This is a genomic window from Novosphingobium sp. HNCC26BN242, from assembly GCF_057180525.1.
In genome coordinates, this window is the sequence record NZ_JBXUGM010000001.1 from 438,650 (window position 1) to 456,917 (window position 18,268).

At 62.3% G+C, this 18,268-nt stretch carries 17 protein-coding genes; 8 read left to right on the forward strand and 9 right to left on the reverse strand.

All coding sequences use genetic code 11. The features are described 5' to 3' along the window. Positions 1-160 precede the first annotated feature (160 nt). Positions 161-2,284 (reverse strand): sodium-translocating pyrophosphatase, encoded by a 2,124-nt coding sequence (locus tag AC2A1F_RS02130; RefSeq protein WP_484207124.1) that lies wholly within the window; start codon positions 2,282-2,284, stop codon positions 161-163. 121 nt (positions 2,285-2,405) lie between these two features. Further along, positions 2,406-3,281, reverse strand: coding sequence for a thiamine-phosphate kinase (gene thiL, locus AC2A1F_RS02135; protein ID WP_484207125.1), 876 nt, complete (start codon positions 3,279-3,281; stop codon positions 2,406-2,408). A gap of 103 nt (positions 3,282-3,384) precedes the next feature. Here thiL and AC2A1F_RS02140 point away from each other — a divergent pair, with 103 nt between their 5' ends. The 6 genes from AC2A1F_RS02140 to AC2A1F_RS02165 all read left to right on the forward strand — a co-directional run bounded on the left by AC2A1F_RS02140 (position 3,385) and on the right by AC2A1F_RS02165 (position 8,745). After that, complete coding sequence (locus AC2A1F_RS02140; protein ID WP_484207126.1) at positions 3,385-4,557, forward strand: acetyl-CoA C-acetyltransferase; 1,173 nt, start codon at positions 3,385-3,387, stop codon at positions 4,555-4,557. Between the two features lie 32 nt (positions 4,558-4,589). Next, positions 4,590-5,375, forward strand: coding sequence for an SDR family NAD(P)-dependent oxidoreductase (locus tag AC2A1F_RS02145; RefSeq protein ID WP_484207127.1), 786 nt, complete (start codon positions 4,590-4,592; stop codon positions 5,373-5,375). A gap of 179 nt (positions 5,376-5,554) precedes the next feature. Next, positions 5,555-6,427, forward strand: a complete 873-nt coding sequence (locus AC2A1F_RS02150) for a crotonase/enoyl-CoA hydratase family protein (protein ID WP_484207128.1) — start codon at positions 5,555-5,557, stop codon at positions 6,425-6,427. Further along, entirely contained in the window at positions 6,424-7,077 is a 654-nt protein-coding gene (locus AC2A1F_RS02155; RefSeq protein WP_484207129.1) for a TetR family transcriptional regulator, read from the forward strand. Before AC2A1F_RS02150 ends, AC2A1F_RS02155 begins: the two co-directional genes overlap by 4 nt. Before the next feature lie 250 nt (positions 7,078-7,327). Beyond that, complete coding sequence (locus AC2A1F_RS02160) at positions 7,328-7,741, forward strand: MarR family winged helix-turn-helix transcriptional regulator (RefSeq protein WP_484207130.1); 414 nt, start codon at positions 7,328-7,330, stop codon at positions 7,739-7,741. Beyond that, a complete protein-coding gene (locus tag AC2A1F_RS02165) occupies positions 7,738-8,745 on the forward strand; it encodes a fumarylacetoacetate hydrolase family protein (RefSeq protein ID WP_484207131.1) in 1,008 nt (335 codons plus the stop codon). Before AC2A1F_RS02160 ends, AC2A1F_RS02165 begins: the two co-directional genes overlap by 4 nt. Positions 8,746-8,858: 113 nt before the next feature. On the opposite strand, the gene AC2A1F_RS02170 is transcribed toward AC2A1F_RS02165, so the two are convergent. From AC2A1F_RS02170 to AC2A1F_RS02200, 7 genes are all read right to left on the reverse strand, one after another. Beyond that, on the reverse strand, positions 8,859-9,863 hold the full coding sequence (locus AC2A1F_RS02170; RefSeq protein ID WP_484207132.1) for a type II secretion system F family protein: 1,005 nt from the start codon (positions 9,861-9,863) through the stop codon (positions 8,859-8,861). 16 nt (positions 9,864-9,879) lie between these two features. Then, positions 9,880-10,854, reverse strand: coding sequence for a type II secretion system F family protein (locus tag AC2A1F_RS02175; protein WP_484207133.1), 975 nt, complete (start codon positions 10,852-10,854; stop codon positions 9,880-9,882). Positions 10,855-10,913: 59 nt separating this feature from the next. Further along, complete coding sequence (locus tag AC2A1F_RS02180; protein WP_484207134.1) at positions 10,914-12,188, reverse strand: CpaE/TadZ family protein; 1,275 nt, start codon at positions 12,186-12,188, stop codon at positions 10,914-10,916. Positions 12,189-12,191: 3 nt separating this feature from the next. Beyond that, positions 12,192-12,854 (reverse strand): CpaD family pilus assembly protein, encoded by a 663-nt coding sequence (locus tag AC2A1F_RS02185; RefSeq protein ID WP_484207135.1) that lies wholly within the window; start codon positions 12,852-12,854, stop codon positions 12,192-12,194. A gap of 14 nt (positions 12,855-12,868) precedes the next feature. Next, positions 12,869-14,479, reverse strand: a complete 1,611-nt coding sequence (locus tag AC2A1F_RS02190) for a type II and III secretion system protein family protein (protein ID WP_484207136.1) — start codon at positions 14,477-14,479, stop codon at positions 12,869-12,871. Positions 14,480-14,481: 2 nt separating this feature from the next. Further along, on the reverse strand, positions 14,482-15,501 hold the full coding sequence (gene cpaB, locus AC2A1F_RS02195) for a Flp pilus assembly protein CpaB (RefSeq protein ID WP_484207137.1): 1,020 nt from the start codon (positions 15,499-15,501) through the stop codon (positions 14,482-14,484). Positions 15,502-15,575: 74 nt separating this feature from the next. After that, positions 15,576-16,088 carry an A24 family peptidase gene (locus AC2A1F_RS02200; RefSeq protein ID WP_484207138.1) on the reverse strand — a complete coding sequence of 171 codons (513 nt, stop codon included), beginning with the start codon at positions 16,086-16,088 and terminating at the stop codon, positions 15,576-15,578. A gap of 69 nt (positions 16,089-16,157) precedes the next feature. Here AC2A1F_RS02200 and AC2A1F_RS02205 point away from each other — a divergent pair, with 69 nt between their 5' ends. Together AC2A1F_RS02205 and AC2A1F_RS02210 are read left to right on the forward strand one after the other, a co-directional pair. Beyond that, positions 16,158-17,150, forward strand: a complete 993-nt coding sequence (locus AC2A1F_RS02205) for an alpha/beta hydrolase (RefSeq protein WP_484207139.1) — start codon at positions 16,158-16,160, stop codon at positions 17,148-17,150. Then, positions 17,147-18,256, forward strand: coding sequence for an NAD(P)/FAD-dependent oxidoreductase (locus AC2A1F_RS02210; protein WP_484207140.1), 1,110 nt, complete (start codon positions 17,147-17,149; stop codon positions 18,254-18,256). The genes AC2A1F_RS02205 and AC2A1F_RS02210 overlap by 4 nt, the downstream gene beginning before the upstream one ends. Positions 18,257-18,268: the final 12 nt, after the last annotated feature.

Consider the following 18,268-nt stretch of genomic DNA (forward strand, 5'->3'; position numbering starts at 1 on the left):
GATTCAGAGAGCGGCGTTGCCGCAGGGCTGTTTCTCTGCGTCTCCCTTTTCTTCTCTGCGTCTCTGCGTGAACCAACTCTCCCTTAGCCCAAACAGAAAAACCCCGCCCGGATTGCGCCGGGCGGGGTCTCCTCTCCCCAACTTGTGGGTAACGCGCCGGTTATCCGGCTGCGTTGCTCGCAAGTGCCGCCAGAAGCAGCAGTGCGACGATGTTGGTGATCTTGATCATCGGGTTGACGGCGGGTCCGGCGGTGTCCTTGTAGGGATCGCCCACGGTGTCACCCGTTACGGCGGCCTTGTGGGCTTCTGAGCCTTTGCCGCCGTGGTGACCGTCTTCGATGTACTTCTTGGCGTTGTCCCACGCGCCGCCGCCCGAGGTCATCGAGATGGCCACGAACAGGCCGCTGACGATCACGCCGAGGAGGAGCGCGCCAAGGGCGGCAAAGCCGTTGGCCTGCCCGGCAACCGCCGTGATCACGAAGTAGACGACGACCGGCGCGAGCACCGGCAATAGTGACGGCACGATCATTTCCTTGATCGCGGCCTTGGTCACAAGGTCCACGGTGCGAGCATAATCCGGCTTTGATGTTCCTGCCATGATTCCCGGATTTTCGCGGAACTGGTTGCGCACGTCGATCACCACGTCTCCGGCGGCGCGGCCCACGGCGGTCATGCCCATCGCACCGAACAGGTACGGCAGAAGCGCGCCGAGCAGCAGCCCGACGATGACATAGGGGTTTTCAAGGCTGAAGCTGACTGCGAGATTCGGGAAGAATTCGCGCAAGTCGGTGGTGTAGGCTGCGAACAGGACGAGCGCGGCAAGGCCTGCAGAGCCGATGGCATAGCCTTTGGTCACGGCCTTGGTGGTGTTGCCCACCGCATCCAGCGCATCGGTCTTTTCGCGGACCGAATCATCGAGGCCTGCCATTTCGGCAATGCCGCCTGCGTTGTCTGTCACCGGGCCATAGGCATCAAGTGCTACGACCATGCCAGCCAGCGCCAGCATGGCGGTGGCGGCATAGGCGATGCCCATCAGGCCAGCGAGCTGGTACGCGCCGATTATGCCTGCGCAGATCACCAGTGTTGGCATGGCAGTGGATTCAAGGCTGATGGCAAGGCCCTGAATCACGTTGGTGCCGTGGCCGGTTTCAGACGATTTGGCGATGGAGCGCACCGGGCGGTAGCTGGTGCTGGTGTAGTATTCGGTGATCCAGATGATCAGGCCGGTGATGATCAGGCCGATCAGCGAGCAGTAGAACAGTGTGCGCCCGGTGAACGTGACCGTATCAGCAAGGATGGTGTAGCTCATCGCCGTTTCCATGCCGCCAAGGGCATAGTCGATCGCCCACCAGATCGCGCCGACAGAGAGCACGGCAGTGACAAGGAAGCCCTTGTACATTGCGCCCATGATGTTGTTCGAACTGCCGAGTTTGACGAAATAGGTGCCGATAATCGAGGTGACGATGCACACGCCGCCGATCAGCAGCGGGAGTGCCATCATTGCGCCGAGGCCTTCGCCAAGGCCCTTGAGCAGCAGTGCGGTGAGAACCATGGTTGCGCCGACGGTGACGACATAAGTTTCGAACAGGTCGGCAGCCATGCCGGCGCAATCGCCAACGTTATCGCCCACGTTATCGGCAATCACGGCGGGGTTGCGGGGATCGTCTTCGGGGATGCCTGCTTCGACCTTGCCGACAAGGTCAGCGCCGACATCTGCCGCCTTGGTGAAGATGCCGCCGCCCAAGCGCGCGAAGATGGAGATGAGGGATGCGCCGAAAGCGAGCGCGACGAGGCCATCGACCACGGTGCGATCATCGCCGCCCACGGTGTATCCGGCGATGGCGGTCAGGTAGTGGTAGAACACCGCGATGGCGAGCAGGGCAAGGCCTGCCACGAGCATGCCGGTGATGGCCCCTGCGCGGAAGGCCAGCGTGAGGCCTGCCTGCAGGCCGTTTTGTGCAGCAGCCGCGGTGCGGACGTTCGAGCGGACCGAGATGTTCATGCCGATGAAGCCCGCAACGCCCGAAAGCACGGCACCGATTACGAAGCCGGTGGCCGAGATCGTGCCCAATGTGGCGGCGATGATGACGGCGACGACCACGCCGACAATTGCAATGGTGGTGTATTGGCGCTTCAGATAGGCTTGTGCGCCTTCCTGAATGGCGGCGGCGATTTCCTGCATTTTCGCGTTGCCTGCCGGTGCGCCGAGCACCTGGCGGCTGGTCACGAAGCCATAAACAATGGCCAGCAACCCTAGTAGAATCGACAAGACGACTAGGTTCACGATGGCATCCCCCTTTATTGCCGGACCTGTAAAAAGTCCGCACCCGTCGTTGCGGGTAGACGGGACGCTATAGTTTTATTTCCGGGTCGCAACCTTTTCCATGACGTGGATCAACTGGAATTTAATCGTGCGAATAACCAAGTGCGCCATGCGGCACTGCACCATCGACGGTGAGCGGACTGCCAGTGTTTGCGGTGGCGATGCCGATGCAGTGGGCCTGGCTGGGGGGCTTGATGCCGGGAGGGAGCGTGAACAGCAGTTCGTAATCGTCGCCCCAGCGCATGGCGTCGTCCTGGCGTTCGGGCGGCAGGTTTGGCGGGAAGGGCACGCGGTCGCTGTCGATGGCGAATGTGATTTTGCTGGCCTGCGCCATGCGCGACGCGTCGATCAGCAGGCCGTCTGACACGTCCATCATCGCGGTGACGATTGGGGCGAGGGCGCGGCCTTCTGACAGGCGGGGTTGGGGGCGGCGGAAGGCGGTGCTGTCGGCCATCGTCCCGTCCCGCAGCGCTTCGAAGCCGAGCATGGCCGCGCCGACCGGGCCTGTGAGCCATAGCGTATCGCCGGGGCTTGCGCCGCGACGGTCGGGCGCTGGGTGCGATGTAGCGCGGCCCAGCGCGGTCAGGCCGAGGCTGCGCGGGCCATTGGCGCTGACCGTATCGCCACCCAGCAGCGGGACGTTGAAGACGGTGAGGGCTTCGCTCAGGCCCGCTAGGAAGCGGGTTTCGTCCTCGCCCAGCGTGAAGCCGAGCAGGACGCCGACGGGTTCCGCGCCTTTGGCCGCGAGGTCCGACAGGTTGGTGGCGACGAGTTTCCACGCCACATCGGCCATGTCCTGCCCTGGCAGCCAGTGGACGCCTTCGACCATCATGTCGTGGGTGAGGACCATGGTTTCGCCGCCGAATTCGAGCACGGCGCAATCGTCCTGAAGCCCGCGCGCGGCGGGGTGCGGGGCGATGCTGCGCAGCGCGGCGATCAGGGCAGATTCCTTGCTCACGCAGTCGTCTATGCGGTGGGGGCGGGATTGGCACAAGTGTGCTTGACAGGGGGCACAGGCTGCTTAATCGTCCGGTTAAAGAGAGCTGAGAGGAGTCGGAGCAATGGCAACAGCCTATATCGTCGATGCCGTGCGCACGGCGGGAGGACGCCGCGGTGGCAGGTTGGCGGGCGTGCATCCGGTGGATCTGGCCGCACGAAGTCTGGATGCGATCATTGCGCGCGCGGGCCTTGATCCGGCGGCGGTGGACGATGTGATCATGGGCTGCGTCACGCAGGCGGGCCAGCAGGCGATGCAGGTGGGGCGCAATGCGGTGCTGGCATCCAAGCTGCTGCCGGAATCGACGCCTGCGGTGACGATTGACCGGCAGTGCGGATCATCGCAGCAGGCGATCCAGTTTGCGGCGCAGGCGGTGATGTCGGGTACGCAGGACGTGGTGATTGCGGCGGGCGTGGAGAGCATGAGCCGGGTGCCGATGGGATCGAACGCCACGTTCCATATGAAGGAAGGGCTGGGGCACTACAAATCGCCGGGGCTGGACGAGAAGTATCCGGGCGTGATGTTCTCGCAGTTCATGGGCGCGGAAATGATCGTGAAGAAGCACGGCTTCACGAAGGATGAACTGGACCGCTTTGCGCTGGCGAGCCACCAGAAGGCGATTGCCGCGACCCATGCACAGGCTTTTGCGAACGAGATTGTGGGTGTCGAGATCGAGACGCCCGATGGCCCGGCGATGCACACGGTGGACGAGGGCATCCGTTTTGACGCGACGCTGGAGAGCATTGCATCGGTCAAGCTGCTGAACCCCGAGGGATTTCTGACGGCGGCCAGCGCCAGCCAGATCTGCGATGGGTCGAGCGCGGTGCTGGTGGTGTCGGAGGCGGCACTCAAGGCGCATGGGTTGGTGCCGCTGGCGCGTATTCACAACCTGACGGTGACGGCGGGCGATCCGGTGATCATGCTGGAAGAGCCACTGTTCGCCACTGATCGCGCGTTGCAGCGAGCGGGGCTGTCGATTGGGGACATTGATCTGTTCGAGGTGAATGAGGCGTTCGCTTCGGTGCCGATGGCGTGGCTGAAGCATACCGGGGCGGACCCGGATCGGCTCAACGTCAACGGTGGGGCGATTGCGCTGGGGCATCCGCTGGGCGCTTCGGGCACGAAGCTGATGGCCACGCTGGTCCACGCGCTGCGGGCGCGGGGTGGCAAGTATGGTTTGCAAACGATGTGCGAAGGCGGTGGCGTTGCCAACGTGACGATCATCGAAGCGCTTTGAATTTTACGCATTCAAGAAGAAGGACTTAACTGATGAAGCTCGACAATACCGTAGCTGCCGTGGTCACTGGTGGCGCTTCCGGCCTTGGTGCAGCCACGGCCCGCGCGCTGGCGGCAAAAGGCGTGAAGGTCGCCATCTTCGATCTGCAGAAGGCCAAAGGTGAGGCGCTTGCCGCCGAGATTGGTGGCGTGTTTTGCGAAGTGAACGTGACCAGCGATGAAAGCGTGGACGCAGGCTTTGCCAAGGCGCGTGAGGCCCACGGGCAGGAGCGCGTGCTGGTGAACTGCGCCGGAACCGGCAACGCGGTCAAGACCGCGAGCCGTTCCAAGGAAACCGGCGAGATCAAGCACTTCCCGCTGGAGGCGTTCAACTGGCTGATCCAGATCAACCTGGTCGGCACGTTCCGCTGCATCGCTAAGTCGGCGGCTGGCATGATGACGCTTGATCCGTGCGACGAGTTTGGCGAGCGCGGCGCGATTGTGAACACCGCGTCGGTCGCGGCCGAGGATGGCCAGATCGGGCAGGCCGCTTATTCGGCATCGAAGGGCGGCGTTGTGGGCATGACCCTGCCCATCGCGCGCGACCTGATGAGCGAGGGCATTCGCGTCAACACTATCCTGCCGGGCATCTTTGATACGCCGCTGCTGGCAGGGGCCCCGCAGAATGTGCGCGATGCGCTGTCGGCTTCGGTGCCGTTCCCCAAGCGGCTGGGCATTCCTGATGAATACGCCAAATTGGCGATGTGCATGATCGAGACGAGCTACTTCAACGGTGAAGATGTGCGGCTTGATGGCGCTATCCGCATGGCGCCGCGTTGAGGTTTTGCTTGTAGCGTCCCCGCGCCAAGGTTTTTTGGAGCGGGGACCTCGGTGGTGTTACGGAGCGGTGGCTTAAACCGCCTGAGGCCCCACCTTCGTGGGGGCACGCTCTGAGGCCTGAGGCCCCCGCCTTCGCGAGGGCGCGATTGGGTTTTGCGGGTGGTTTTGGGAGAGTCTAGTTGGCTGACTACACACAGATCAGGCTCGACATCGCCGATGGCATTGCCACGCTAACACTCAACCGGCCCGAGAAGATGAACGCCTATACCGGCACGATGATGGCCGAGATGATCGATGCGTTTGACCGGACCGATGCCGATGACCGCGTGCGGGCGGTGATCGTGACGGGCGCGGGAGACCGGGCTTTTTGCGCCGGGGCGGATCTGACGCCGGAGGATGGCGGGCGCATTTTCTCTAGCGGCGATGCAGTGGAGGACCTGTCTGACCCGCGCGTGCGCGATGGCGGCGGGATGATTGCGCTGCGCATCTATGCATCGAAAAAGCCGGTGATCGGTGCAATCAATGGTGCGGCGGTGGGCGTGGGCGTGACCATGCAATTGCCGATGGACATGCGCCTTGCCTCCACCAAGGCGCGGTTCGGGCTGGTCTTTGCGCGGCGCGGGATCGTGCCCGAGGCCGCATCGAGCTGGTTTCTGCCCCGCATCGTAGGCATGCCGCAAGCGCTGGAGTGGTGCATGACGGGGCGCGTGTTCGATGCGGAGGAAGCCCTGCGCGGTGGGCTTGTGCGGTCCTTGCACGAACCCGAAGATCTGATGTCTGCCGCCGTTGCGCTGGCGCGCGAGATTGCCGACAATACCAGCGCGGTTTCGGTGGCGATGACGCGGGCGATGCTGTGGCGCAACCCCACACTTTCTCACCCGATGGAAGCGCACCGCGTGGATAGCCGCGCGATCTATACCCTCTCGCGCGGGGGCGATGCGGCTGAGGGCATTGCCAGTTTTCTGGAAAAACGCAGCCCCCGCTACCCGGGACGCGTTTCTTCGGATATGCCTGCATTTTATCCGTGGTGGAGTGAGCCGGGTTGGGAATGAGTGTGGACGTGGAAAAGGGGGCTGGCCCAAAGGGCGTAGGTATGGAGACACCGGGCGCGCGCGAGATGCTGTTGCAGACCGCATCGGCCATCATGCGCGAAGGCGATGTCGTCGACATATCGCTGTCGGAACTGAGCCTGCGTTCGGGCCTGAACTCGGCGCTGGTGAAGTATTACTTCGGCAACAAGGCGGGCATGCTGAAAGCGCTGCTGGACCGCGACATGGAGAACATCGTCAAATCGGTCGATGCGCTGCTGTCGAAGGACGACATGAGCCCCGAGGCCAAGCTGCGCAAGCATATCTCGAAATGCATCGATACCTATTACGCCTACCCCTATCTGAACCGGCTGCTGATGCGGCTGGTGCGCGATAGCGACGAATCCGAGGCCAAGCGCATTGCCGAGCAGTATCTGCTGCCGCTGCAGCGGGCCTATGAACGGTTCATCGGTGATGGCGTGGAAGAAGGTGTGTTCCGCCCGATCAACCCGCGGCTGTTCTATTTCACGCTGACCGGCGCGGCAGACCGGTTCTTTTCCGCGCGGCTGGTGCTGAAGCATTGCTTTGATCAGGACACGCTGACCGAGGAACTGCGCGACAGTTATCGAGAACACACGGTCGATTTCGTGATGGCGGGCATTCTGGCGCACTGACGCGCCGCTAACCCGCCAATCTTGCAGCTATCGGGCGCAGCATCAGCAGATGCTGCGCCCGATTTCGTTTGATGGCGATGAACAGATGGAATAAAGAATATTACGCTGACGGCGCGCGATTGCAATGAATTGGCGCAGAACCGATGCCGCGATGTCATTTTATTTCGCGCTTGCAATTTAATCTGGTTTCATGTGATACTACCTTATGTCTGGAACAGAAACCCGCCTCACCGATTTCCTGCCCTATCGCATGGCCATCACCTCGAACGCGGTGAGCGGCCTTATCGCTGGCGAATATCGCAGCGAATTTGGCCTGAAGATACCGGAATGGCGGATCATGGCGGTGCTGGGTGAAGTTGGTCCGCTGACCCAACGCGATCTGGTGCACTCCACCTTGATGGACAAGGTGGCGGTGAACCGTGCGTGCAAGGTTCTGGAAGAAAAAGGTTTCTTGCAGCGTAGCCCGAATGCGGAAGACGGCCGCTCGCATCATCTGGAACTGACTGTTGCTGGACAGGAACTGCACGCCGCCATTTGGCCGCAGGCGGTGGAGATGTATGAAAAGATCTTCTCCTCGATCACGTCACGCGAACAAGAAAAGCTGCGCAGCATTCTGGACAAGTTGTTGAAAGCCGCGCGGGCGCTTGCGGACGACGGAAAGTGAAGCTGGCTTCATTGCCGCAGGGCCGCGATGGGCGGCTGATCGTGGTTTCGGATGATCTGGCATGGTATGCCGATGCCGATCACATTGTGCCCACCATGCAGGCGCTGCTGGATGATTGGGACCGCTATTTTCCGCAGATAGAGGCGCTTTCCATCGAACTGGCTCACGCTGCCATTCCACGTCGGCGGTTTCATGAGCGGGAAGCATGCGCGCCTTTGCCACGAGCCTACCAGTGGGTGGATGGCAGTGCCTATGTCAATCACGTAGAACTGATGCGCAAGGCCCATGGGGCAGAACTGCCCGCCAGTTTCTGGACCGATCCGTTGATGTATCAAGGCGGCAGTGACGATCTGCGCGGTGCGCGTGATCCGATCCGGCTGCGGGACTATGCCTGGGGTTGCGATTTCGAAGCAGAAATCGTGGTGGTGACTGGCGATGTGCCGCAAGGCATTTCAGCCGAGCAGGCCCTGCGGCACATCCGCCTGATCGGGCTGATCAACGATGTTTCGTTGCGCAACCTGATGCCCGGCGAATTGGTCAAAGGGTTTGGCTTTGTCCAATCAAAGCCCTCCAGCCACTTCTCGCCAGTCTTTGTCACGCCCGCAGCGCTGGGTGCAGCATGGCAGGGCGGCAGGCTTTCAGGCACCTTGATGGTCGATCTGAACGGTAGGGCGTTTGGCCGGATCGAATCTGGTGAAGAATGCACCTTTGATTTCGGTACACTGATCGCGCATCTGGCAAAGACGCGCAGCATTGGTGCCGGAACGATCATCGGATCTGGCACCGTGTCCAACCGCGATCCCGATGGCTCGCCGGGACGCCCTGTGGTGCAGGGCGGGCGCGGCTATGCCTGCATCGCCGAACAGCGGATGGTGGAGACGATCGCAACAGGCGAAGCAGCAACGCCCTTCCTCAAGCCCGGCGATACGGTGCGCATCGAAATGCGCGACGCAAAAGGCAAAAGCATTTTCGGGGCAATTGATCAGGCGGTTGTGGCTGGCTGATCCGGTTGGGATGATGGAGCCTGAATCAGCAGATTTGCGGCATTTTGCGCGAAAAGAAAACCCCGCAAGGCTGATTGACCTTGCGGGGCTTTGTGCTGATCTGAATGTGGCCGTTATGGCTTTCGGTTGATCAGGCTGTCGGTGATCGAACAGGCCGCAGGGCCGAGGATCACGATGAACAGCACTGGCAGGATGAACAGAATCAGCGGGATCGTCATGATAGCTGGCAGGCGCGCGGCCTTTTCTTCGGCACGCATCATGCGTTCGTTGCGGAATTCGGCAGAGAGCACGCGCAGTGCCGATGCCAGCGGCGTCCCGTAGCGTTCGGTCTGGATCATCGTGGTGACCACGCCCTTCACTGAATCGAGATCGACGCGATAGGCGAGGTTTTCAAACGCGTTGCGGCGTTCGGTCAGGAACGACAATTCGATGGCGGTCAGGGCGAATTCATCGCCCAGTTCGGGATAGGCGCGGCCCAGCTCGCGGGCCACGCGGTTGAATGCGGCATCGACGGTCAGGCCGGCCTCGGCGCAGATCACCAGAAGGTCGAGCGCGTCAGGAAGGCCCTTGCGGATGGCGTGCGTGCGCTTGCCGATCAGGTTCTGTACGAACAGATCGGGCCCTTTGTAGCCCAGAATCAGGCAGATGGCGAAGCCGGCAAAGCGCTTGAGCGGGCCCCATTCGGGGAAGGTGTCGGACCAGTAAAACAGCACTGCACCAAGCAGACCCAGCACGATCGGGCCGACCAGACGGCCAAGGATGACCGCAACGGCCCATTCCTTTTTGCGAATGCCGGCCTGTGCCAACTTCTGCTGGACCACCGCAAGCTGGCTGTCCTGCAGCACCTTGAGGGATTCAAGGAAGCCGCGGATCTGGTCAGTCGTCTGGTTGCGGCGCACAATGCTCTGGCGCTTGCGGGCACCGGAAGCGACGATACCGGCCTTGAGCTGTTCGCGTCGATCATTCAGCGCCTTGACGCGCTTGGTCATCGGATCGCGCACGGTGATTGCGGCATAAATGGCCAGCAATACGGCGGCAGCGGCAATGCCTACGAGGATCGATCCGACGAGGTAGACGTCGAAGCCGAGAAGAGTGGGTCCGGGCGGGTTCTGGATCATGGCCTGTGGCTCTCGTTCAGATTTCGAAGTTGACCATCTTGGCCATGATGAAGGCCCCGATCCCCAGCCATGTCAGCCCGCCCATTGCCGCAATGATCAGGCGTTCATCGACGAAGAAGTTGGAGAGATATCCCGGGTTGACCCAGTAGATCAGCGCAAAGACGATGAAGGGCAGGGAGCCGACGATATAGGCCGAGGCCTTTGATTCCGAGCTCATTGCCTTGATCTTCAGCTTCATCTGCGCGCGTTTGCGCAGCACGTCCGAAAGGTTCGCCAGCGTTTCAGCCAGGTTGCCGCCGGTTTCGCGCTGGATGGCAAGTGTGATGCAGAAGAAGTTGAATTCGGCCAGATTCAACCGGTCCGCCGTGTCTTGCAGCGCATCTTCCATCGTCCGGCCAACTTTGATGCGGTCGGTTACGAGCTTGAATTCCTCGCCAATCGGGCCTGGGAGTTCCTGGGCAACCACACCAAGCGTTTCTGTTACCGGAAGGCCTGAGCGAAGGCCACGCACCAGCAGATCGAGTGCATCGGGCAGACGGCTTACAAAGCCATCGATACGTTTGTTGATGGCACGACCGACAAGGAAATGCGGCAGCCCGCCACCGACCAGCACGCCAGCGCCAAGCGCCAGCAGTGGTGCCCCGGTTTTCAGGAACAACAGGATGGCAATAGCCAGCGCAAGGCCGCCACTGACATAGAGGTACTGGGTCAGCGTCCAGCCTTTGCCGGTACGCCGCAACCGCAATTCCAGCGCTTCGAGGCGTGAGCCGGACCCGGCGATCTTCATGGACGTGGGTTTGCGCGCGGCCACAGTCTTGCGATATTGCGCTTCGACCTTGTCGATCATGCTGTCGGAATGGCGGAAACGCACCGACTGCAGGCGACGCCCGCTTTCCTTCGAAGCCGAAGGCCCTGAAAGTGCGGCGTAACCCAGCACCATGGCCAGCATCAGGCCGCCCGCCATCACCAGCAATTGCAGAATGTTCGTCATTCCGGGCGCCTTCCTGTCACGTCAAATTCCGCCTGCCTCTGTCAAATCCGCGCGCCAGATCAGGCGTTGGTCTTTGTCTTCGGCTTGGCAGAGAGCATCTTTTTCAGATCGAACTTGCCCAGCAGCGATGCCTTGCGGACGTCTGCGCCGGCATCGGCAGTGGTGCTGCCGTCTTCATCAACCGAACCGATCACGGCCTGCGCGATATCGCGCAAGATGCCTCCGGCCTTTGAGGCGCGGTTGGCCGCAACGAATGTCTGGCCAAGCTTGGCGGAATTCGACGCGCCTTTGATGTCATAGGGGATCATGAAGTTGATCTTGCGTTCGATCGAGGCTTCGAAATCGGCCTTGCTGATCTCGTTGGCACCTGCCTGCACCTTGTTGGCCACCACGATCGGACGGGCGTGCGAGGCATTGCTTTTCAGCCAGGACAGCAGGCGGATTGCATCGCGTGCGCCGGCCAGCGTAAGTTCGGTGGCAAGGATCACCACGTTCACATCGGCCAGCAAATGCGGGAAGTTGATCAGCATGTTGCGCGGCATATCGATGACGGTCATTTCGAACGCTTGGCGGAATTCCTCCTCCAGCTGCAGGAAGGCACTGCCATCGGTCATCAGTGGAGCGCTGATCGGCGCTTCGGCCGAAAGGATCGCCAGATTGTCGTTTGCCCGGATCATCGCGCGTTCGATGAACAAGCCATCGATGCGGCTGGGGTTATCGAGCGCATCAGTCAGGCCGCGGCCGGGTTCGAGATCGAGCGTCAGCGCGCCGGTGCCGAAGTGGACATCGAGATCGAGCAGCGCGGTTGGCAGCTTGTGATCGGTACTGAACAGCCAGGCGAGCGAGGTCGCCAGCGTCGATGCACCAACGCCGCCGCGCGTGCCGACCACGGCCATCGAGATATGCTTGCGCGCACCCGCAGGATCGTGGCTTTTGGGGGCGGTGAAGATCGCCTGCGCCTGTACCAGTGCATCGCGGATCTGCCCGGGGTTGAGCGGCTTGAGCAGATAGTCCTGAATGCCCGAGGCAACCAGATCGCGATAGAGGCGTACGTCATTGACCTGGCCGACCGCAATCACGACCGTGCCGGGTTCGCACACTTCGGCCAGCGCATTGATATCGTTCAGCGGATCGCCGCTTTCCGACAGATCGACCATCAGGATGTTGGGGCTGGCCGTGATTGACAATGACTGGATAGCGTTGCGCAAGCCGCCACGGTGGCACTTTTCGGGTGCCCAGCCCATGTCGACGACAGCCGCGCGCAGGACATCAAGTGCCGTATCATCGCACATGAAAGCGGCGAAGGTATCGCGGGTGGAGTTCTTCAGGCTCATGGATCAGTTACCTCCGCCGGAGTTCGACGTTGCGCCGGCCTTCAGGCCGTTCTGGCCCGAAGGCTTGGCGTTGCGGAAGGAGTCGATGGCCTTGTTGCCGGTCATCACTACCGTTCCGCCATTGCCAGTCGCACCCTGCACAAGGTGCTCCTTGTCGGCGACCATGGCCGCAAGGTTGCTGTTGATGGCGCAGCCAAAGTTTGATGTTGTGCGGTTGCTCATCGAGAAATCGGACTTGGCGGTCCAGTCCGGGCAGCCCGGTACCGAGGCCTTGGCCCGGGTCACCACGATGCGGGCGCCACCTGCGGCAACATAGCCGGGCGTTACCGGGGCCGGACCATCGACGAACATACCCCAGCGACCGGCGACGCCATCGATCGAGGCTACGGTTGCCCTGGATTGCAGCGGATCGTCGATGGCGATCTTGTCACCATACTTCAGACCGAGGCTTTCGAACCAATCGGCCAGACGGCGCTGTTCGGTTACCGCGAGGCCGCCGCCGGGCAGGGTTTCCACATCGAAGACATAGCGGTCACGCTCTACCACCGGCTGGTGGACCGAATTGAGCATGCGGTTTTCCGGCGCGTTGACCGAGCAGGCCGACACGGTGACGGCGAGCGAGAGGGCCAGCGCCGCATTCACGCTGCGATTGAGGCTGATGCGCATTGCTTTTCCCCTGTTCACTGAATGCTGAAGCCAGGCTGCGCGCTGGCAACCTTCTTGTCGCTGCGGCGATCGGCATCAAGCGCGCCGATTTTTGGGCCGGGCTGAACGCTGCCTTCCTTTTCGGTCGGCTTGGGCCGGTCACCACCGGTCACCCCGTCGTTTTCCATGTTGCCCAGCAAGCGCTGGATGTCGTTCGGGCTCTGGAAGCCGTCGGTGGGCAGTTTGATGTCGTTGGCGTTGACCGGGTTGACGAGGTATGGCGTCACCACGATCACCAGTTCGGTCTCGCCCTTGCGATAGCGGGTTGAGCGGAACAGCGAGCCCAGGATCGGCACATCGCCTGCGCCGGGCATCTTGGTGAGCGTGTTCTGCGCAGAGTTGCTGAGCAGGCCTGCGATCATGAAGGACTGGCCAGATCCGAGCTCGATGGTGGTTTCGGCGCGGCGCACTGTCAGCGCCGGAATCGCGATGCTGTTGAACGTGATCGAACCGTTGCTGGTAAGCTCCGAGACTTCTGGCCGCACGCGCATCGAAATACGGCCATTGGCCAGCACCGTCGGCGTATAGGCAAGGCTGACGCCGTAGCGCTTGAACTCGATCGTGGTCTGGCCAAGGCCTTGTGCAATCGGGATCGGATATTCGCCGCCAGCAAGGAAATCTGCCGTTTCGCCCGAAAGCGCGGTAAGGTTCGGTTCTGACAGGGTGGTCACGAGGCCCAGGGTCTCGCCTGCATCAAGTGCGCCGAGCAGATCGAGGCCAAGCAGCTTGCCCATTCCCGAAAGCGTGGTGCCCGAACCGATTGAGCTGACTGCAGTGCCCGGACGGCTGACCAGATTCTGCGTGGCACCGGTGGGATCGGGGACAAATCCGTTCACTGAAATGTCACCTGCACCGACTGCGAAGGGCAGGCGCGGGTCGGTGGTAAAGGTCGAACCGATGGCACGGCCCTGACCAACGCCGAACTTGAAGCCGCCGGTCCCATCGATTGTGGTCAGGTTGAAACCGAGATCGCGAACCAGCGACCGGCTGACTTCGGCAAACTTCACATGCAGGCTGACCTGGAGCGGCGTTGCCATTTTCAAGCGGCTGATCACGTTGGTCTTGTCGCCCACGAAGGCCTTGACCAGACGTTCAGCTTCGGCTGCATCCTCGGGCGCGGCAACCGTGCCGGTCAGCAGCACGGTGTTGTTCATGGTCGATACGTTGACACGGGCCTCAGGCATGGCGAGGCCGAGCATCTGGTCGATCGAGTCGAGGTTGTTGCCGACGCGGATGTTGGCAGACCACACCACGGCTCCTGCGGCGTTGCTGGCATAGACCGTGGTTTCGCCACCGGCCTTGCCAAACACGTAGAGCTGGTTGGCAGACTTTACCTGGACATCGGCAATGTCATCGTTGGCCACGAACACGTCGGCCATGCGCCCTGGCACAGTAACCAGCTCGCCCCGTCCGATGGACAGCGTAACGGTGCGGGCGGGGCTGGACGTGCTTTGTGCGTGCAGCATCGAAGCGGTTGGCACCAGCGCCAGCGGCGTTGCGATCATCGCAGCCGAGACAAGCGTGGCAGAAAGACGGCGGTTCATGGTCTTGCCCTTCAGGATCGGGGTCGGTCTTGTGACGTTCATGATCACTTGCCTCCCAGCGGGACGTCTTCGGTGGTCTTGCCGCGGGTCACGCGGACAATCGGGCCGCGGTTGACAGGCGCGCTGTTGGCGCTGCTGACCTGCGGGGCCGGGTTGTAAGCCGAACCACCGTAACGGTTCTGCGCCACAGGAATGGTCGAGCGCTGGAAGCGGGAGACATCACCACCGGTCACGAAGCTGGCCTTGTTCACTTCGAGCGGGCGGTTCATCGCCTGCTTGAGAAGTGCCTCTTCCTGGCTCTTGCTGACACCAGCCGGGATCTTCACATCGCCCGAGGCAATGGCTTGTTCCAGTTCGGCGCTATTGTCTGCCAGCGAGCGCAGCGAAAGGCTGATGGTGCCGATGGTTTGCGCCACGGCGATCTTTTCGGCGATCTTGGGCGTCACTTCGAGCGTGACGGTGCTGAAGGCGCGGACCTGGGTCTTGCCCTCGACCATCACCTGTTCGGTGGACTGGTCGGTAGCGAGCACGCGCAGGTTCTTCATGATCGTTTCGGAGGCCTTCAGAGCGCGTGCATCGCCATCGCCCTTGACCGTCTGGGTCAGCACGAGATCGATGTGGTCACCCGGGAAAACGAAACCGGCAACACCGGTACGGGCCGAAACGGGGATCGTGACAGCGCGCATGCCCGGCCCGAGAGCCGCAGCAAGGAAGCCTCGATCACCGGGAGCTACCAGGTTGCCCTTGGTCACCGGCTCACCCGCCGTAATCGGGTTGCGTACTACGGTGCCGAGCAGCTTTTGGAGGTCAGCCTCGCCTTCGACAAAGTAGGCGTCCTGCACCATGTCCTTGGGCCAAGCCTGGAAGTTGACAGAATCGACCGTGATGATCGTGCCCACCGGCAGCGCGCGCTGGGCAACAAGGACCTTGTCTCCCATCGGCATCTTGGCTGCAGCTTCTGCCTCGGGCGTTGCCGCGCCGGCGAAAAGGCTCCTGGCAGCGAAGGCCGTGCCGATCGCTACGATCAGCGCCCCCACCAGCAGCATCAGCTTCCTCTTGTCCATCGCTACTTGTCCCGCCTTCTAAAGTCCGGCCCGCATGTCTCGGGCAAAATGGTTAAAAATTGTGTCAGTGCGTTTCAGGCCCCGGACACAGCCCCGGAGACGGAGCGCCAGCCGGCCTCCAGCACGGGAGCCAGAGTGATCAGGCCCGCCGCCGCAATGGCCACGCCATAAGGGATCTTCGCATCGCGCCTGCGGGTCACCATGAAGTGCCACGCACCGAACACGATCGTCAGCACGCCGCCGATCAATGACATCATCAACAGCAGTTTCAGGAAAACCATCGGCTGCAGCCACAGTGCCAGCGCGCTGAGCAGCTTCACATCTCCGCCGCCCATCAGTTTCAACGCAAACAGGCCCGCCAGCAGTACGAACGCGGCAATCGCCACGCCGACCTGCATCGCCACATCCGGCCAGAGCGACAGGCCCGCAGCCCACCAATAGGCAGGCGCGCCCAGCGCGATGGCAGCGTTCAGCCAGTTGTCGATCTGGCGGCGGCGGATATCGGTGAAAGCGGCAACCAGCAGCGCGATTGCCAATGCTCCGACCAGTCCGTAAACGATGAAGTTCCCCTGCATGGTTCGGGGCATACGGGACAATCACTTACCAAACGGTAACCAAACCTTGGCGCGGAATTGCGCAGGAGAAGGCGCTTCGGCATGGAATCGGGCAGGGCAGGCGTGATAGACCGCAGGGTGATTTCCGCCGCTGCGGCAGAGGCCATGTGGGGGGCATCAGATGGTTGGACCATCCGCCGGATCGATTGGCCGGGCGTGCCTTTGCCGGATGGAGACGGCACCCCGCGCGGTTCGATCCTGTTCCTGCCGGGACGTGGCGATTTTTATGAGAAGTATCTGGAATCGCTTGATTACTGGCACCGCGAAGGGTGGCGCGTAACCGCGCTCGACTGGCGCGGGCAGGCTGGATCCGGCAGGCTTTCGGCACACCCTGATCTGGGCCACATCAGCGACTTTTCGGTGTGGATCGATGATCTTGCAGTCTTTTGGGCGCAATGGGTGCAGCAGGCCCCGGCGCCCCATGTAATCATCGGTCATTCGATGGGCGGGCATTTGGTTTTGCGTAGTGTGGCGGAGAAAAAAATTAACCCTGTTGCGGTGGTGTTGAGTGCGCCAATGCTCGGCTTCCTTACACCGGGGCCGAATCGGGTGCTACACAAGGTGGCGCAGGCGATGTGCCGAATCGGTGATCCCGAACGTGCCGCATGGAAGATCAGCGAGAAGCCCGGCACCACGCTGGCCGCGCGCAACACGCTGTTGACACACGATGAAGCGCGCTATGCTGATGAAGCGCACTGGAAAGTGGCGCGGCCCTATCTGGGCATGGGGCCGGGCACGTGGCGCTGGGTGGAGCGGGCCTATGCCTCGATGGTCGCGCTTGATGCGCCGGGCTTGCTGGAGAACGTGGACATTCCAGTGCTGCTGGTTTCGGCCAAGTATGATGGGCTGGTTTCGTCAAAAGCCACGGAAACCGCCGCCCGCCGCCTGCCGCGCGCGCAGCTCAACGTCTGGGGTCGTGAGGCGCGGCACGAGCTGCTACGCGAGGTTGATGCGGTGCGCGACAAGGTGGTGCGCACGATTGACGACTTTCTCGACCGGCTGGCCCCTCCAGTGGATGAGGCCCCCGCTGCATGACCGGATTTGCAGGCGAGTTTGATGTTGCCGTGATTGGCGCAGGGATGGCCGGTGCCAGCCTTGCGGCTGAATGCGCGCCCCATGCCCGCGTGCTGCTGGTGGAAGCAGAAGATACGCCGGGTTATCACACCACGGGCCGGTCTGCTGCGTTCTGGGAAGAGACTTATGGCGGGCCGGGCGTGGTGCCGCTGACCATGGCATCGGGCCGCTTCTTGCGCGAAGGCGGCTATCTCTCGCCGCGCGGGGCGCTCAACATCGGGCAGGCGGCAGACCGTGAGAAGGTGGAGGCCTTTGCCGAAACCTTCACGGCGCTTGGCGCGACGCTGCACCTGCAGGATCGCGCTGCCATCGCCGCGCGGGTTCCCGGCCTGCGTTCCGAATGGGTGATCGGCGTATGGGAGCCGGAATGCGCGGATATCGACGTTGCAGGCCTGCACCAGCATTACCTTGCCGCATCAAAGCGTACCGGCTCTGTCCTGCGCGTCCGCGCGCGGGTGGAGCAGATCGAGCGTGAGGGCGAGGGCTGGCGCATTGGCTGGGCAGGCGGTGAAGCGCGTGTGAGCTTGATCGCCAATGCCGCCGGGGCGTGGGCGGATGGCCTTGCGACGCTGGCCGGTGCCGCGCCGCTGGGCATTCAACCGCTCCGCCGCACGATAGCGCAAGTGCGCACCGATCCCGCCCCGCCCGAAGACCTGCCGCTGGTGCTGGGCATCAACGAGGACTTCTATTTCAAGCCTCAAGGCGGCCGTCTGTGGTTGTCCCCGCACGACGAAATCCCCGATGTGGCGGGCGATGCCGCGCCCGAGGAACTGGACGTGGCCATCGCCATTGATCGCTTCGAACATGTCGTGGACTGGCAGATCGCAGCGGTGGAGCGCCGTTGGGCCGGCCTGCGCTCCTTCGCGCCGGATCGGCTGCCAGTCTATGGCTTCGATCCTGCGGTGCCGGGCTTTTTCTGGTTTGCAGGCCAAGGCGGCTTTGGCATCCAGACCGCCCCTGCTGCCGCGCGCCTTGCCGCGCAATCGCTGCTCGGCCTGCCGCGTGATGGACTGACAGCGGAAATCGATGCAGCGGTCTATTCGCCCGCGCGGTTTGCCGCCGGATAGGACAGAATTGGC

Coding starts and splice junctions, on each gene's coding strand:
- AC2A1F_RS02140 (WP_484207126.1), top strand. CDS start 3,385: ATGGCAACAGCCTATATCGTCGATGCCGTGCGCACGGCGGGAGGACGC.
- AC2A1F_RS02145 (WP_484207127.1), top strand. CDS start 4,590: ATGAAGCTCGACAATACCGTAGCTGCCGTGGTCACTGGTGGCGCTTCC.
- AC2A1F_RS02155 (WP_484207129.1), top strand. CDS start 6,424: ATGAGTGTGGACGTGGAAAAGGGGGCTGGCCCAAAGGGCGTAGGTATG.
- AC2A1F_RS02160 (WP_484207130.1), top strand. CDS start 7,328: ATGGCCATCACCTCGAACGCGGTGAGCGGCCTTATCGCTGGCGAATAT.
- AC2A1F_RS02170 (WP_484207132.1), bottom strand. CDS start 9,863: ATGATCCAGAACCCGCCCGGACCCACTCTTCTCGGCTTCGACGTCTAC.
- AC2A1F_RS02175 (WP_484207133.1), bottom strand. CDS start 10,854: ATGACGAACATTCTGCAATTGCTGGTGATGGCGGGCGGCCTGATGCTG.
- AC2A1F_RS02180 (WP_484207134.1), bottom strand. CDS start 12,188: ATGAGCCTGAAGAACTCCACCCGCGATACCTTCGCCGCTTTCATGTGC.
- AC2A1F_RS02185 (WP_484207135.1), bottom strand. CDS start 12,854: ATGCGCATCAGCCTCAATCGCAGCGTGAATGCGGCGCTGGCCCTCTCG.
- AC2A1F_RS02190 (WP_484207136.1), bottom strand. CDS start 14,479: ATGAACGTCACAAGACCGACCCCGATCCTGAAGGGCAAGACCATGAAC.
- cpaB (WP_484207137.1), bottom strand. CDS start 15,501: ATGGACAAGAGGAAGCTGATGCTGCTGGTGGGGGCGCTGATCGTAGCG.
- AC2A1F_RS02200 (WP_484207138.1), bottom strand. CDS start 16,088: ATGCCCCGAACCATGCAGGGGAACTTCATCGTTTACGGACTGGTCGGA.
- AC2A1F_RS02205 (WP_484207139.1), top strand. CDS start 16,158: ATGGAATCGGGCAGGGCAGGCGTGATAGACCGCAGGGTGATTTCCGCC.
- AC2A1F_RS02210 (WP_484207140.1), top strand. CDS start 17,147: ATGACCGGATTTGCAGGCGAGTTTGATGTTGCCGTGATTGGCGCAGGG.